General features: G+C 67.1%; 10 protein-coding genes. 3 read left to right on the top strand and 7 right to left on the bottom strand.

Features of this window, described 5'->3' with window-relative positions; genetic code table 11:
- Window positions 1-2: 2 nt before the first annotated feature.
- The 4 genes from CAL13_RS16945 to CAL13_RS16930 form a co-directional block, all read right to left on the bottom strand.
- Window positions 3-521: a flavin reductase family protein gene (locus CAL13_RS16945; protein WP_086058426.1), complete on the bottom strand. Its 519-nt coding sequence runs from the start codon at window positions 519-521 to the stop codon at window positions 3-5.
- A gap of 46 nt (window positions 522-567) precedes the next feature.
- Window positions 568-1,206, bottom strand: a complete 639-nt coding sequence (pdxH, locus tag CAL13_RS16940) for a pyridoxamine 5'-phosphate oxidase (protein ID WP_086073016.1) — start codon at window positions 1,204-1,206, stop codon at window positions 568-570.
- A gap of 85 nt (window positions 1,207-1,291) precedes the next feature.
- Window positions 1,292-1,861, bottom strand: a complete 570-nt coding sequence (locus CAL13_RS16935; RefSeq protein ID WP_086059547.1) for a gamma-glutamylcyclotransferase — start codon at window positions 1,859-1,861, stop codon at window positions 1,292-1,294.
- 108 nt (window positions 1,862-1,969) lie between these two features.
- Window positions 1,970-3,172: an MFS transporter gene (locus CAL13_RS16930; protein ID WP_420042402.1), complete on the bottom strand. Its 1,203-nt coding sequence runs from the start codon at window positions 3,170-3,172 to the stop codon at window positions 1,970-1,972.
- Window positions 3,173-3,406: 234 nt separating this feature from the next.
- Here CAL13_RS16930 and CAL13_RS16925 point away from each other — a divergent pair, with 234 nt between their 5' ends.
- The 3 genes from CAL13_RS16925 to CAL13_RS16915 all read left to right on the top strand — a co-directional run bounded on the left by CAL13_RS16925 (window position 3,407) and on the right by CAL13_RS16915 (window position 6,744).
- On the top strand, window positions 3,407-4,894 hold the full coding sequence (locus CAL13_RS16925; protein WP_086073015.1) for an ATP-binding protein: 1,488 nt from the start codon (window positions 3,407-3,409) through the stop codon (window positions 4,892-4,894).
- A gap of 9 nt (window positions 4,895-4,903) precedes the next feature.
- Window positions 4,904-5,572, top strand: a complete 669-nt coding sequence (locus tag CAL13_RS16920; protein WP_086058423.1) for a response regulator — start codon at window positions 4,904-4,906, stop codon at window positions 5,570-5,572.
- Window positions 5,573-5,892: 320 nt separating this feature from the next.
- Complete coding sequence (locus CAL13_RS16915) at window positions 5,893-6,744, top strand: tRNA threonylcarbamoyladenosine dehydratase (RefSeq protein WP_086073014.1); 852 nt, start codon at window positions 5,893-5,895, stop codon at window positions 6,742-6,744.
- Window positions 6,745-6,802: 58 nt separating this feature from the next.
- On the opposite strand, the gene CAL13_RS16910 is transcribed toward CAL13_RS16915, so the two are convergent.
- Genes CAL13_RS16910 through uvrA form a run of 3 tightly spaced genes read right to left on the bottom strand, consistent with a single transcriptional unit; the run spans window position 6,803 to window position 14,553 of the window.
- Entirely contained in the window at window positions 6,803-7,426 is a 624-nt protein-coding gene (locus CAL13_RS16910) for an aminotransferase class IV family protein (protein ID WP_232467847.1), read from the bottom strand.
- Between the two features lie 26 nt (window positions 7,427-7,452).
- Entirely contained in the window at window positions 7,453-8,694 is a 1,242-nt protein-coding gene (locus CAL13_RS16905; protein ID WP_086073013.1) for an aminodeoxychorismate synthase component I, read from the bottom strand.
- A 36-nt stretch (window positions 8,695-8,730) separates the two neighbouring features.
- Window positions 8,731-14,553 carry an excinuclease ABC subunit UvrA gene (uvrA, locus tag CAL13_RS16900; RefSeq protein ID WP_086073012.1) on the bottom strand — a complete coding sequence of 1,941 codons (5,823 nt, stop codon included), beginning with the start codon at window positions 14,551-14,553 and terminating at the stop codon, window positions 8,731-8,733.
- Between the last annotated feature and the right edge of the window lie 65 nt (window positions 14,554-14,618).

Raw genomic sequence — 14,618 nt, 5'->3', positions numbered from 1 at the left:
GATTACTCCCGTTCCACTGCGGAGGCGGCCGGCGTCAGGTCGAAGCCGCCGGCGTGATAGACCAGAGGCAGGGCGCCGCTGTGGCCGCAATGCTCCACCTCTCCGATCATGATGATGTGATCGCCTTCCTCATAGCGGCTGCGGTTGTAGCACTCGAACCAGGCTGCGCAATGTTCATCCAGCATGCGGGTGCCCCCCGGCGCGCGGACGTCGCGCATGCCGGCGTAGCGTTCCGGCACGCTGCCGCGCGCGAAGCGCTCGGCCAGGGCCAACTGGTCAGCGGCGAGCACGTTGATGACGTAGCGTTCGCAGCGCATGAAGGCTTCGCGGGAGCCGGACGATGCGGACAGGCTCCATAGCACCAGCGGCGGCGAGAGCGAGACCGAATTGAAGGAGCTGACGGTCAGGCCCAGCGGCGTGCCGTCCAGGTCCGAGGCGGTGACCACCGTCACGCCGGTGGCGAAGCGACCCAGGGCGGTGCGAAAGTGAGCGGCGTCGAAATCGGGAGGAGATGCGGACATGCGCGATGCGTTCGGAAACCGGCGGAAGCGGGGGAGTGCGTGCGGATCAGGGCGACAGCCGTACGATGCGCCAGCCGCTGGCGGCGGCCGCATCCGGCTCGTAGACCAGCCGGTCGTGCAGGCGCGAAGGCCGGCCCTGCCAGAATTCGAAGCGGTCGGGCACCAGCCGATAGCCGCCCCAATGCGCCGGCCGCGGCGGCGTGTCGCCGTAGCGCTGCTCGCACTCCCGCAATGCCGCCTCCAGCGCCTCGCGGCTGACCGGCCGGCTTTGCCGGGACGCCCACGCGCCCAGGCGGGATCCCAGCGGGCGGCTGTGGAAATAGGCGTCCGATTCCTCGGCCGTGGTTTTTTCCACCGTGCCCTCGATACGGATCTGCCGCTCAAGCGGCTGCCAGAAGAAAAGAAGGCTGGCGCGCGGATTGGCGGCCAGGTCCTGCCCCTTGCGCGATTCGTAATTCGTGTAGAACACGAACCCGCGCGCATCGGCGCCCTTTACCAACACGATCCGGGCCGATGGACGACCCTGGGCGTCGACGGTGGCCAGCGTCATCGCGTTCGGTTCAGGAACCTGCGCCGCCAGGGCCTCGTCGAACCACACGGCGAACTGGTCGAACGGCGATGCGGCGGCGTCGCTTTCCAGCAGGACGTTTTTCTCGTAGCTTTGGCGCAGATCGGCGAGGGACATGACTAACTCACGGCAGGCTGGCAGCACGGCCGGCCTGGAAGATGGCGAAGCCGTCAGTTTACCGCCCCGGGTGGGCCGCCGCCGCTCAGGTCTCCGGCAGCGTATGGCGTTCGTGCGCCAGAACGCGCGACAGCCGGGCCAGACGGCGGTCATGGATGCCGGCGGCCGCCAGGGCTTCGGCGGTCTGAAGCACATAATCGATGCAGGGACCGTACTTGCCGCTGGCGCGCCGCACGATGGCCACCAGCTCCGGCTCCGGCAGCGTGGGGATATAGGCCGGGTTGGCGCGGTTCATCACGAAGACCAGCGCGCGCACCGGCCCTTCATCCGTGCTGCAGGAAAGCCAGCGCGGCAGATATGCGCCAGTCGACATTTCGCGCGACCACAACGCCGGGAAATAGCGCGGTACGTCGGCCGCGGCGAGCCGGTAGACCACGCCCCGGCACGAGCCGCCGCGGTCCAGCCCGAACACCAGGCCCGGGGACTCGGGCGTGCCGCGGTTGACGCGCGACCACAGGCATAGCGCGCGGTGATGGCCGCGCAGCGTGGCCAGGCGGCGCTCGCGGTACTCGAATTCCGGCCGCCAGATAAGCGACCCGTAACCGAATATCCAGACGTCCTCGCCCGGGCGGCAGTGGGCCAGCGCCTCGCGCATGGAGGCTTCCCGCTCTTCGGGCGTCCATAGTCTGAAGGGCAGGCGCGAACCTTCCGCGGCGGCGTGGCCGGTGGATGACTGCGTCACGATGAAAACTTCCTTCCCGCGTTATCGACCCGTGGTTTCGCCGGGCGGCTTCCGATTGAACCATCCGGCCGCGGCCAGTGTAACGGCGTACGCCCAGAAGAGCGGCGCAACGCCCACGGCCGCACCCAGCGCCCCGAAAGTCAGGGGAAGCGAGACCTGCGATCCGTTGATCAGAGCCAGCCGCAAACCGACAGCCTCCGCTGCCCGGCCGGGCGGCGAATGCTCGTGCAGCAGCGCCAGGATGCTTGGCTGGCTCGACCCCAACGCAAGCCCCAGCGCGAAGGACAGCGCGATCAGGACCGCAACGTCGGTGAACAGCGGGTAGACCATGAAGTCGATCGCGGCCGTCCCCATCGCCACCCGGATCAGCGTCCAGGACCGCACCCGGCGCTGAATGAAGGGCAACCCGAGGCGGATGACGAAAGTCGCCGCGGAGAACGACGCGAGCACAACACCGATCACGGTCGCCGACATGCCGATTGCGACGCCGAACAGCGGAACGATGAAAAGGTGGCTGTCCCAGGCGCCGGACAGGATCGTGTTCACGAGCAGAATGCGGCGCAGTGACGGGATTGCGAGAAGTTCCGTGACTTTCGCGGGGGTTTGGCCGAGGTTGGCCCGCGGCCGGCCGCCTGCCGCAAGATGGCGGCGCAGCCGGTACAGGCCCGCGGCGGCGCCCATGGGGCCCAGCGCAAGCAGTGCGAACGCAGCGTCGCTGCCCAGATGGTCGATCGCCAATCCCCCGACCAGCGGCCCGCTGAACCCGGACGCGGCAAGCGCCAGGGACATCCACGAAAAATTGCGGAGACGCTCGGGCGCATGGGTCTGGCCGAGCACGTTCTGCGTCGCCACCTGGTGCAGCATGAACCCGATGCCAATGCAGCAGGATGCCAGCAGCAGCGAAATGCGCGTGGACGCGACAGCGGGAACCACGGTGCCGGCAACGATCAGGGCGGTGCCGATGTACATGGGCCGCCGTATGCCGACCCGGTCCACCCATCTCCCGGCTTTGACGGACAAAACCATGGGAAGGACCGCGAAAACGGCGATGAGTATGCCGACCGTCAGGGTCGAAAGGCCGATATGCAGCGCGCTGAGGGAGACGGTGACGCGCCCGCCCGTCAGTGCCACATGGTTCAACATGTTGATCAGGCACAGCGACACGGCGCCTGGGGCGGAGGCCGCAATGGGGGATATCGAAGGGGCGGGGTCAGTGTGGGACACGGTTAATTGGTCCTATTCTGTCCCTATCTCCTTGTGCTGTCGAGCCGCCTTGGTTAAAGGCGGCAAGCAGTAACATTTATGCAACAGTTTGCAGAGGGTGCAGACAGCGCCCCGGCAATGCGAAAAGATTATGGAACCAGGGGCTGCTTGCCGTTACCCGCCAAGTTCAGTAGTTAAGATGCGGTCGGCATTCCCGCCTCGGCTCCCTGAATACCGTGTTGCCGCGGCCCCATCATGAGACTAGGCATTACGTTCAAGCTTTTCCTGGCCATTCTCGCCACCAGCCTGGCGGTGACGCTGGCCATGGGAACGGCAGTCCGCTGGAACTTCGAGCGCCATTTCCTTTCGTATGTGAAGGAACGCGAATCACGGCGGATCGAGCGCATGCGTCAATCACTGGCGGACATCTACCGCGAAAACGGCAACTGGGATGCGCTGCGCGGCAACACGTCGCTCTGGAACCATATCCTGACAGTGCCTCCCGACGAGCCGCCGCGGCATCGGCCGCCGGCGCATCGCGCCGCCCTGGACTGGCTGTCGGAGATCGATGCCGGCATGGGCCTCAGCGGGCCGCCCCCGGGGCCGCCCTTCGAACCGCCCGAGCCGGGCTGGCCCCGCGGACGGGATTTCCTCGCCCTGCCTTTCACTCTGCTGGACACTCAGAACCGGGTCGTGGCCGGGTACGCCTACCCGGCGCCGGCCACCTTGCGTCGTCCAATCGATGTGGATGGGATGACGGTGGGTTGGCTGGTGGCGCCCTTGCCCGATCGTTTGCCCAGCGAAGCCGATCAGCGATTCCAGCGCGAGCAGTCGGAAGCCATGTGGGTCATCGGCGCGCTGGCAGCCCTGCTGGCGGCCGCCGTCAGCATCTTCCTGGCGCGAATTTTCCTGGCGCCAGTCAGGCGCCTGGCCAGCGCCACGCACCGCCTGTCGGCTGGAGACTACGCCACACGTGTGAACGTCACTTCCGAGGACGAACTGGGCAGGCTGGGGCAGGACTTCAACAGGCTGGCCCATACGCTGGAGCGAAACGAAGCCTTGCGCCGCGAACTGGTGGCGGACATTTCACACGAGCTGCGCACGCCCCTGGCGGTCCTGCGCGGTGAAATGGAGGCGCTGCAGGATGGCGTGCGGCCTTTTTCCGCCGCCGCGCTGGCGTCGCTGCAGAGCGAAGTCTCGCTGCTGAGCAAACTGATAGACGACCTGTACGAGCTGTCGCTCGCCGATGTGGGCGCATTGTCCTATCGCATGGCGGACGTCGATTTGTGCGGCATCGCGGAGCAGGGCGTGGATGCGTATCGCGAGCGCTTCGGATCGCGCCGTCTGCGGGTGGAAACCGATATGGCGCAGTCGCCATGCGTCATCGAAGGCGACGCGCAACGGCTGACGCAATTGATGAACAACCTGCTTGAAAACACCTTGCGTTATACCGACCCCGACGGGCTGGTGCGAGTGTCCGTGCGCGGCGAGGGCCAAACCGTGACGGTCGAGTGCCAGGATTCCGCGCCGGGCGTGCCGGAAGCGCTTCTTCCGCGGCTGTTCGATCGCCTGTTCCGCGTGGACCCGTCCCGTTCCCGCGAAAGCGGGGGCGCCGGGCTGGGGCTGGCGATCTGCCAGCGCATCGTCGAATCGCATCGCGGCACGATCCAGGCCATGTCTTCGCCGCTGGGCGGCCTGTGCATCCGCATTGTCTTTCCCGCGGCGCAAACCGCGGCATCCTGAAGAAAAATCATGATCCTGATCGTAGAAGACGAACCAAAGCTGGCCTCGCTTTTGACGGACTATCTGCGCGCCGCCCGGTACGATACCGAGTCTCTGGCGGACGGGCGCGAGGCGATCCCCACGATCCGCCGGCTCAAGCCCGAACTCGTGCTGCTCGATCTGATGCTGCCCGGCCGCGACGGTCTTGAAGTCTGCCGCGAGCTGCGCACCTTCAGCGATGTGCCGGTCATCATGGTCACCGCACGGGTGGAGGAAATCGACCGGCTCATCGGGCTGGAAATGGGCGCCGACGACTACATCTGCAAGCCATTCAGTCCCCGGGAAGTCGTGGCGCGCGTCAAGGCGATCCTGCGGCGCGCGCGCGGCGCCGGGCCCGGCATGGCGCATCAATCGCTGCTGGAGATACGGCCGGAGCACCACATGGCTACCCTGAACGGTAAGCCGCTATCGCTGACGCCAGTGGAGTTTCGCCTGTTGCAGGCGCTGGCAGCGGCGGAAGGAAAGATCCTCTCACGCGATGCCCTGTTGAGCCATTTGTACGCGGACCATCGGGTCGTTACCGACCGAACCGTCGATAGCCACATCAAGAACCTGCGCCGCAAGTTTGAAGCGGTGCTGCCGGGACACGACCTGATCCGTTCCATCTACGGCGTGGGCTACAAGCTGGAGTTGCACTGATTCCGGATCCGCTGGCGTTGTCCCGGCGCAGGAAAGGTTCTACACGGCCAAGGCGCCGCGCGCGATTGCGGGTCGATGCAGGCCAGTTGGTCTGCATGTTCCGGTCTGCGCCGCGCAGGGCGTCTCGCGTCGCGGGAATTTCCACTTGCAGCGGCGACGCGTCTTGCGGCGCCTGTCCGCACGTCTCGCGTGGTGGTCTTGCGATCTTCGGTTGGCAAGGCAAGGCGGGCTGGCGTCCGGTTGACGTCACCCCGCGCACCGGGCGGACACGGCCAGCGCCAGGGCCTGTTTGCGCCCGGCGTGCGAAAATCCCGCCTGTCATGATTCCGTCCGCCGACTCCATCGCCTGTGAAATCGACGCCGAACGCCGGTTCGGCGGCCTGGGGCGCCTTTACGGCCCCCAGGCTCCGGAACGCCTGCGCGCCGCGCGGGTGGCGGTGGTGGGATTGGGCGGAGTCGGGTCGTGGACGGCGGAAGCCCTGGCGCGCAGCGGCGTCGGCGCGCTGACCCTGATCGACCTGGACCATATCGCCGAATCGAACGTGAACCGCCAGATTCATGCCTTGTCCGAAACGCTGGGGCAGGCAAAGGTCGCGGCAATGGCGGCTCGCATCGCGGGCATCAACCCCGAATGCATCGTTACCCTCATCGACGACTTCGTGACGCCGGACAACGTGGAGCAGGTGTTGTCGGGCCGCCATGACGTCGTGGTCGACTGTACCGATCAGGCGGCCGCCAAGATCGCCATGATCCTGTACGCGCGCCGGCGCGGCCTGCGACTGCTGGTCTGCGGCGGCGCCGGGGGCAAGACGGATCCCCTTGCCCTGCGCGCGGGCGATCTGTCGCAAGCCCGCAATGACGCCTTGCTTGCTAAGCTGCGGAACAAGTTGCGGCGCGAGCATGGCTATCCCAAGGCTGCCGCCAAGGCCGGGAAGGCGCCGGCCCGCACACCGAAAATGCACGTGACGGCGCTGTGGTTCGATCAGCCGGCCATCCTGCCCGCCGCCTGGACGGCCGCCAGTGAAGCGGAAGACGATGTGGGCGCGATGGCGCAGCCGCTGGCGCCGCAGGGCCTGTCCTGTGCCGGCTATGGGTCTTCGGTCACCATCACGGCGACCATGGGCATGGCGGCGGCGGATATCGCGCTGCGGTGGGCGATGGACCGGCGCTGAAGCGCCTTAACGCCCGGCCTTAACGCGGGTCCTTAACGCGGGTCCTTAACGCGCGTCCTTAACGCCGGGCCTTCGCGCCGAGCTTCAGTTCCACGTCCATCCATCCCCGCAGCCCGTTGGAAAGGCGGATACGGGTGGCGCGTGCCACATCGTCTTCGTACAGGATGCGTTCCTGCACCGTTCCCGCCTGCAACAGCGAAGCGCGCTGTACCCCCGGCAGGCAGCCGCAGGATACCGGCGGCGTGAACCATGTGCCGCCCATCAGCAGATAGACGTTGCTGCGGCTGCCTTCGCACAGCTCGCCGCGCTCGTTGCAGAACAGCACATCGAAGATATCCGGATGTGCGGCCAGCCATTCCGCGATGCCTGCGAACCAGGGGCGATGGGTGGTCTTGTGGCGCAGCAGCGGTTCGCCCGACGGCAGGCGCGTCGTCCACAGACACACCCCCTGGGGCTCGGGCAGCGGCGGCAGCGGCGAGGTCTGGATGGCGACACTGCCGTCCCGGCGATGCAAGAGCCGCAGGCGGTGAGGGCCCGGCCCCTGCGCCGCGCCCGCCGCGGTCAGAATGCGCGTGCGCACGTCCGCTTCATCCCACACATGCCCCAGCGCCGCGCAGGACCGGCACAGCCGCTCCAAATGCCCGGCCAGCAGCGGCACTCGCCCGTCCGGCTCCACACGCATGGTTTCGATCAGCTCGATATCGGCCGCTACGTGCGGCTCAGCACCCTTGCTTTCCACAAACATTCCTCCCATTCGGACGCGGGATCCGAATCGTGCACGATACCGCCTCCCACGCCATAGACGCCGCGCCCGGCGGCATCCACCACCAGCGTGCGGATCGCCACATTCAAGGAAAAATCGCCGTCCGGCGCCAGCCATCCGATGCTGCCGCAATACAGGCCGCGAGGCGCGGCTTCGTTGCGGCGGATGTACTCGATGGCAGCGATTTTCGGCGCGCCCGTCACGGATCCGCAAGGGAATAGCGCGCGCAGGACATCGGCAAGCGTTGCGTCCGGTACGTCCGCGACGACGGTAGAAGTCATGGTCCACACGGTGGGATAGCGTTCCAGCGTGAACAGGGATTCGACCCGGACCCCGCCGGGACGCGCGATGCGGCCAAGATCGTTGCGCAGCAGGTCCACGATCATCAGGTTTTCGGCACGGTTCTTCACGCTTGCCAGCAGCTCCTGCCCCAGGGCGTGATCGCGGGCGGGATCGGCGTCGCGCGGGGCCGTCCCCTTCATGGGGCGGGTGGCCAGCGTGCCGCCGTGACGCGCCACGAAAAGCTCCGGCGAAAACGACAGGATCGTTTCTTCGTCGTCCTCGATGTAGGCGGCGTGGGCGACCGGATTGCGCGTCGCAATGCGCCGGTAAAGCGCGCGGCGGTCGCCGCGCACCTCCATTTGCAGGGGAAAGGTGTAGTTGACCTGGTAGAAATCCCCGCGTTCGATACCCTCGCGGATAGCTTCGATCTGCGCCAGGTAGTCCTGGCGCGATTGGCCCGGCGCGATTGCGCCGATGCCCGTAGTGTGTTCCGGCCGCGCGATGGCGGCCGCATCATCCAAGTCATCGCTGCTCGCAAGCGTCCAGGGAGGCTCCCAGCGCGCCCGATCGAACACCAGCGCCCGCAGGCGCGGGCGGCGGGCGGATGGGGGCGACGCCGGCGCGCCATCGCGCATGCCGGGCGCATGCGGTGCGGCGCTGCCCTCGCGGTTTTCGGCCCGCTGCGGCGTATCGGCCCGCTGCGGCGTATCCGCCCGCAAAGGCAGCAGCCATTCGCCCAGTTCGAAGTCCAGCAGCAGCGCCACCCACCGTCCCTGGCGCCGGGCGCTGTCCACGGCAGCCAACGCGGCGTCCAGTTCGGTCGCCGACCATGCCGCGATGCGGCCGCGGGCGCCGTCCAGCTGCAGTGCCCGCCCCGCAAGGCGGTCCTCGAAACGGCAGAACATCTTCGACCTCTCGCTGCGACGAATGCGCTGCCGCCCTTATTGCCGTTGCAGGAATTCGGCCAGCACGCGGCCCGTGTGCGAGCGTTCGCGCAAAGCCATGACTTCTTCCGGCGATCCCTGCACCACCAGTTGGCCGCCTCCGGTGCCGCCCTCGGGCCCCAGATCGACCAGCCAGTCGGCTTCGGCGATGACGTCCAGGTTGTGCTCGATCACGACAACCGTATTGCCCGCTTCCACCAGGCGATGCAGCACGTGGATCAGCTTTTCCACGTCGGCCATCGACAGACCCACCGTCGGTTCGTCCAGCACGTAAAGCGTATGCGGAATGCGCGAGGCGCGGCCGGTGGTGATCACGCCTTCCGTCAAACGGGCCTTGGACAGTTCCGTGACCAGCTTGATGCGCTGCGCTTCGCCGCCGGAAAGCGTCGGCGAGGGCTGGCCCAGCGTCAGATAACCAAGCCCCACGTCCTGCATCAATTGCAGCGGCCGGCGAACCTTGGGATGGGCCTCGAAATACGCCAGCGCGTCATCCACTTCCATGGCCAGCACTTCGCCGGCGTGCTTGCCGCGCAGCTTCACCGACAAGGTGTCGGCATTGAAGCGCGCGCCGTTGCAGGCGTCGCAGGGCACCTTCACGTCGGGCAGGAAGTTCATCTCGATGGTGCGCATGCCCTGGCCCTCGCAAATGGGGCAGCGGCCATCGCCCGTATTGAAGGAAAAACGCGCCGCCGTCCAGCCGCGCATGCGCGCCTCGCGCGTATCGGCGAACTGTTTGCGCACTTCGTCCCAGAACCCCACATAGGTGCTGGGGCAGGAGCGCGGCGTCTTTCCGATGGGCGTCTGGTCGACTTCCAGCACGCGGTCCAGCGCTTCCCAGCCGTTGATTCCTGTGCAGCCCTTCCAGGCCGGCGCCTTGCCTTGCGACACGGCTTGCAGCAGATTGTCCAGCAGCACGTCGCGGGCGAATGTGGACTTGCCCGAACCCGATACGCCGGTCACCACACTCAGGCGGCCGATGGGCACGCGCGCGGTCACATTGCGCAGATTATGGCGATGCGCGTTGCGCACCTCGACGAAGCGCGTGTCCTTGTCCACCGGACGCCGGCCCTGCAGGGGATGCTGCAGCGGCTTTGCCAGGTAGCGGCCCGTCACGGATTCCGGCGTCGCGATCAGGTCGTCGGCGGTGCCCTGCGCCACCACGCGGCCGCCGCGCACGCCAGCGCCCGGTCCGATATCGATGATATGGGCGGCCCGCCGGATGGTGTCGTCGTCATGCTCCACCACCACCAGCGTGTTGCCGTTGCCTTCGAGTTTGCCGAGCGCGTCGAGCAGGATGCGGTTGTCGCGCGGGTGCAATCCGATGGTGGGTTCGTCCAGCACGTAGCACACACCCTGCATGTTCGAGCCCAGCTGCGCGGCCAGCCGGATGCGCTGGGCTTCGCCGCCCGATAGGGTGGGCGCGGAGCGGTCCAGCGCCAGATAGTCCAGGCCGACTTCCTTCATGAAGTTCAATCGGCTGCGGATCTCCTGCAGGATGTCGCGGGCGATCTCCGCCTCCCGCCCGCGCACCACCAGGCCTTCGAAGAAGGCATGGGCCTCGGCCACCGACATGCTTGCCAGTTGGGCGATGGAACGGTCGCGCCAGCGCACCGCCAGCGCCACGCGGTTCAAACGCTGGCCGTGACATTCGGGGCAGATCCTGGCTTCGCCGGCATCGTCGGTCCAGGCGGTTTCTTCGCCGGTCTGTTCCTCGTCGAAGCCCGCGATGACCACGCCCGCGCCATAGCAGGTCGGGCACCAGCCGTGCTTGGAGTTGTACGAGAACATGCGCGGGTCCAGCTCCGGAAAGCTGACGCCGCTGATCGGGCAGGTCCGTTTGGTGGAGAAGTGCGCCTGTTCCAGCGGCGTGGACGGGTTGTCGCGCAGATTGTCGAGCGGCCACAGCACGCTCAGGGCGCCCTGGCCGTACTCCAGGGCCCGGCGCACGGCATCGCGCAGCGCGGCCTCGTTTGCCGGATCGACGACGACGTCGGCCACCGGAAGTTCGATGGTGTGCTCTTTGTAGCGGTCCAGCCGCGGCCAGGGGCTGACAGGAATGAAGGCGCCATCGACGCGCAAATGCGTGTGACCCTTGCCCGACGCCCATTTCGCCAGATCGGTGTAGTAACCCTTGCGCGCCGTGACGAGCGGAGCCAGGATGCCGATGTGCTCGCCGGCGCGTTCGCGCATGATGCGGGCGATGATCTGCTCCGGGCTTTGCGGCTCCACCGGCACGTTGTAGTCCGGCGAATACTGGACGCCCAGCTTGACGTAAAGCAGGCGCAGGAAGTGGTGGATTTCGGTCATCGTCGCGACCGTGGACTTCAGGCCCCCGCGGCTGGTGCGCTGGGCGATGGCCACGGTGGGCGGAATGCCAAAGATGGCGTCGACGTCAGGTTTGCCCGCGGGCTGCACGATGGCGCGGGCGTAGGCGTTCAGCGATTCCAGGTAGCGCCGCTGTCCTTCGTTGAAGAGGATGTCGAAGGCCAGCGTCGATTTGCCGGACCCCGAGACGCCTGTGATCACGGTGAATTTGTCACGCGGGATCTCGACGCTGACGTTCTTCAAATTGTGTTCGCGGGCGTTGCGGATTTCGATCGCCTGCGTGGCGCGGCGACGCACGGCCGTTTGCAGCGGCACGCCGGCGTCTGCCGGTTCGTCCTGCCCGCCGTCGTCGGCGCCGTTGCCATCGCCATAGGCCAGGGCGGGTTCCGCGACGGCCGCCGCGGCGGTGTCGCGGCGGGCGGCGCCCGCTGCGGTATGCGCGAGCGCAAGCGCCTCCTCGCGGGCCGCCGGGACGATGGCGCTTTCGTATTCGCGCAGCGCCGCGCCGGTGTGAGAGGCCGGGTTGTTCATCAGGTCGGCGGGCGTGCCGGTGCCGATCAGCAGGCCGCCAGCGTCGCCGCCTTCCGGCCCCAGGTCCAGCAGCCAGTCGGCTGCGCGGATCACGTCCAGATTATGTTCGATGATCAGCAAGGTATGGCCGGCTGCAAGCAGCTGCCGGAATGCGCGCATCAGGCGCGCCACGTCGTCGAAGTGCAGGCCGGTGGTGGGCTCGTCGAACAGGAACAGGCTGCCCTTCTTGGCCACGCGGGCCGACGAGATCCCGCTGCGCGCCGCTTCGGCCAGATGACCGGCCAGCTTCAGGCGCTGCGCTTCGCCGCCCGACAAGGTTGGCACGGGCTGGCCCAGCCGCACATATTCCAGGCCCACGTCGGCAAGCGGCGCGAGGCCAGTCTGCACGTCGCGCAGGCCCTTGAAGAACTCCAGCGCTTCGCTGACCGTCATGTCCAGCACTTCGTCGATGGACGCGCTCTTGCCCAGGTGCTCCACGCGTACCTGCAGGACTTCCGGGCGGAACCGCTTGCCGTCGCAATCGGGGCAACGCAGGTAGACGTCGGACAGGAACTGCATCTCCACGTGCTCGAAGCCGGTGCCGCCACAGGTCGGGCAGCGCCCCTCGCCGCTGTTGAAGCTGAACATCCCCGCGGTGTATGCACGCTCCTTGGATAGGGGCGCCTGGGCAAACAGTTTGCGGATGGCGTCGAACGCCCCGACATAGCTGGCGGGATTGGACCGGGCCGTCTTGCCGATGGGCGCCTGGTCCACCATGACGACGTCGGCGATCTGTTCGGCGCCCAGCAGGCGCGCGTGCGCGCCCGGGGCTTCGGAAGGTTTGCCCTTCAATTTGAGCAACGCCGGGTACAGCACGTCCTGCACCAGCGTCGATTTGCCCGAGCCCGATACGCCGGTGACGCAAACCAGGCGTCCCAGCGGGATTTCCACCGACACATTCTTCAGATTGTGCGCATTCACGCCTTCCAGCAGCAGGCGCGGCGTATTGGCCGCCACCGGCATGGGGCGCGGTGCTTCCACGCGCACGCGGCCGCCCAGATAGTCGCCGGTCAGGGTGGGCGCCTTGCGCAATTGCGCCGGCGTGCCGTCGAAGACGATGCGGCCGCCGCGTTCGCCAGGCCCCGGCCCGATGTCCAGGACGCGGTCAGCCGCCACCATGACCTGGGGGTCGTGCTCAACGACCACAAGGGTATTGCCCGCATCGCGCAACCGGTGCATGACTTCGACCACGCGATGCATGTCGCGCGGATGCAGGCCGATGGACGGCTCGTCCAGCACGAACAGCGTGTTGACCAGCGAGGTCCCCAGCGCCGTCGTCAGGTTGATCCGCTGCACTTCGCCGCCGGACAGCGTGCGGCTCTGCCGATCGAGGGTAAGGTATCCCAGGCCCACGTCGCACAGGAACTTGAGCCTGGCGCGCACTTCGGTCAGCAGCAGATCCGTGGCGGCATCCAGCACGCCGGCGAAGGTGATACGGTCGAAGAACACGCGCACCCGCTCGATCGGGAGCAGCATCAGGTCATGGATGGACAGCCCGTCGAGCAGGTTCAGCAGATCGTCCGACCAGTTCGCATGGACGGGCTTGAAGCGCGCGTAGCGGCCGTCGTGCGGGGGCAGCACGGCATCGGCTTCGTCCTTGCTGCCGACGCGCCACAGCAGCGCGTCCGGCTTCAGGCGCGATCCGCGGCACGCCGGGCAGGGCGTGTAGCTGCGGTACTTCGACAGCAGCACGCGCACGTGCATCTTGTACGCCTTGGTCTCCAGCCATGCGAAGAAACGCTGGACGCCGTACCACTGGGTCTTCCATGCCTGGCTGCCGCCCTTGAAATCGGGGTCGCCGTGCAGCACCCAGTCGCGTTGCGCGGGCGTCAGGCTCTTCCAAGGCACCGACAGCGGCACGCCGGCCTTGGGCGCGTATTTCACCAGGTCGTCCTGGCATTCCTTGTAGCTGGCGGTCTGCCAGGGTTTGATGGCGCCTTCCAGCAGCGTTTTGTTTTCGTCCGGCACCACCAGCCCGAAGTCGATGCCGATGACGCGGCCGAAGCCGCGGCAGGTCTCGCACGCGCCCAATGGCGAATTGAAGGAGAACGAGCTGGGCAACGGGTCGGTGTACTCGATGTCGCAGTCCGCACAGTGCAGGCGGTCGCTGAATTTCCAGACGCGCTCGTCGCGGCCCTCGTCGTCGAGCACGTGCACCGACAAATGTCCGGCGCCCATGCGCAGCGCGGTGTCCAGCGCTTCCATGGCGCGATCCCGCTCCACCGAGGAAAAACGGAAGCGGTCCTGCACGACGTGCAGCACGCGTTGCGCGGCAGTCTCCGGCGCCGTGCCGGATTTGGCGGATTTTCCGCCGCGCTTGGCCTTCAGCGGTTCGGGGGCGGCGCCGCCGTCGGCCTGCGTCAGCGCGTCTTCCTGCGCATGCACGCGGGTATAGCCCTGTTGCTCCAGAAAGCCGCGCACCTCGTCCTCGGTGAAATTCGCGGGGACCTTGATGGGGAAGGTCACCACCAGGCGGCGGTCGCCAGCCTGCTCGCTGCGCTCGGCCAGCGCGCGATAGATCGAGTCGGCGGTATCGCGGCGCACCGGCAGGCCGCAGCCGCGGCAATACAGGCGCGCGCCGCGTGCGAACAGCAGTTTCAAATGGTCGTTCAGCTCCGTCATGGTGCCGACCGTGCTGCGCGAACTGCGCACCGGATTGGTCTGGTCGATCGCGATGGCCGGCAGAATGCCTTCGATGCGGTCGACCTGAGGCTTGTCCATGCGGTCGAGAAACTGCCGCGCGTAGGGGGAAAACGTTTCGACGTAGCGGCGTTGCCCTTCGGCGTACAGCGTATCGAAGGCCAGCGAGCTTTTGCCCGAGCCCGACACGCCGGTGATGACGACCAGTTCGCCAGTCGCGAACGATACGTCAAGGTTCTTGAGGTTGTTCTGGCGGGCGCCAACAATGCGGATTTCGGATGTCATGGCGTAATCGTAGCGTGGGCCGCAATGGGGGCCGGGGTAGCCGCGTCGGGCATAGGGGCAAGGGG

It is taken from the genome of Bordetella genomosp. 9 (genome assembly GCF_002119725.1).
In the GTDB taxonomy this organism is placed as follows: Bacteria; Pseudomonadota; Gammaproteobacteria; order Burkholderiales; family Burkholderiaceae_B; genus Bordetella_C.
This window is presented reverse-complemented; position numbering and strand designations above follow the sequence as displayed.

What these genes read in the sequence shown, in the direction of transcription:
- CAL13_RS16945 (WP_086058426.1), bottom strand. Translation starts at nt 521, where the DNA reads ATGTCCGCATCTCCTCCCGATTTCGACGCCGCTCACTTTCGCACCGCC.
- pdxH (WP_086073016.1), bottom strand. Translation starts at nt 1,206, where the DNA reads ATGTCCCTCGCCGATCTGCGCCAAAGCTACGAGAAAAACGTCCTGCTG.
- CAL13_RS16935 (WP_086059547.1), bottom strand. Translation starts at nt 1,861, where the DNA reads ATGCGCGAGGCGCTGGCCCACTGCCGCCCGGGCGAGGACGTCTGGATA.
- CAL13_RS16925 (WP_086073015.1), top strand. Translation starts at nt 3,407, where the DNA reads ATGAGACTAGGCATTACGTTCAAGCTTTTCCTGGCCATTCTCGCCACC.
- CAL13_RS16920 (WP_086058423.1), top strand. Translation starts at nt 4,904, where the DNA reads ATGATCCTGATCGTAGAAGACGAACCAAAGCTGGCCTCGCTTTTGACG.
- CAL13_RS16915 (WP_086073014.1), top strand. Translation starts at nt 5,893, where the DNA reads ATGATTCCGTCCGCCGACTCCATCGCCTGTGAAATCGACGCCGAACGC.
- CAL13_RS16910 (WP_232467847.1), bottom strand. Translation starts at nt 7,426, where the DNA reads ATGCGTGTGGAGCCGGACGGGCGAGTGCCGCTGCTGGCCGGGCATTTG.
- CAL13_RS16905 (WP_086073013.1), bottom strand. Translation starts at nt 8,694, where the DNA reads ATGTTCTGCCGTTTCGAGGACCGCCTTGCGGGGCGGGCACTGCAGCTG.
- uvrA (WP_086073012.1), bottom strand. Translation starts at nt 14,553, where the DNA reads ATGACATCCGAAATCCGCATTGTTGGCGCCCGCCAGAACAACCTCAAG.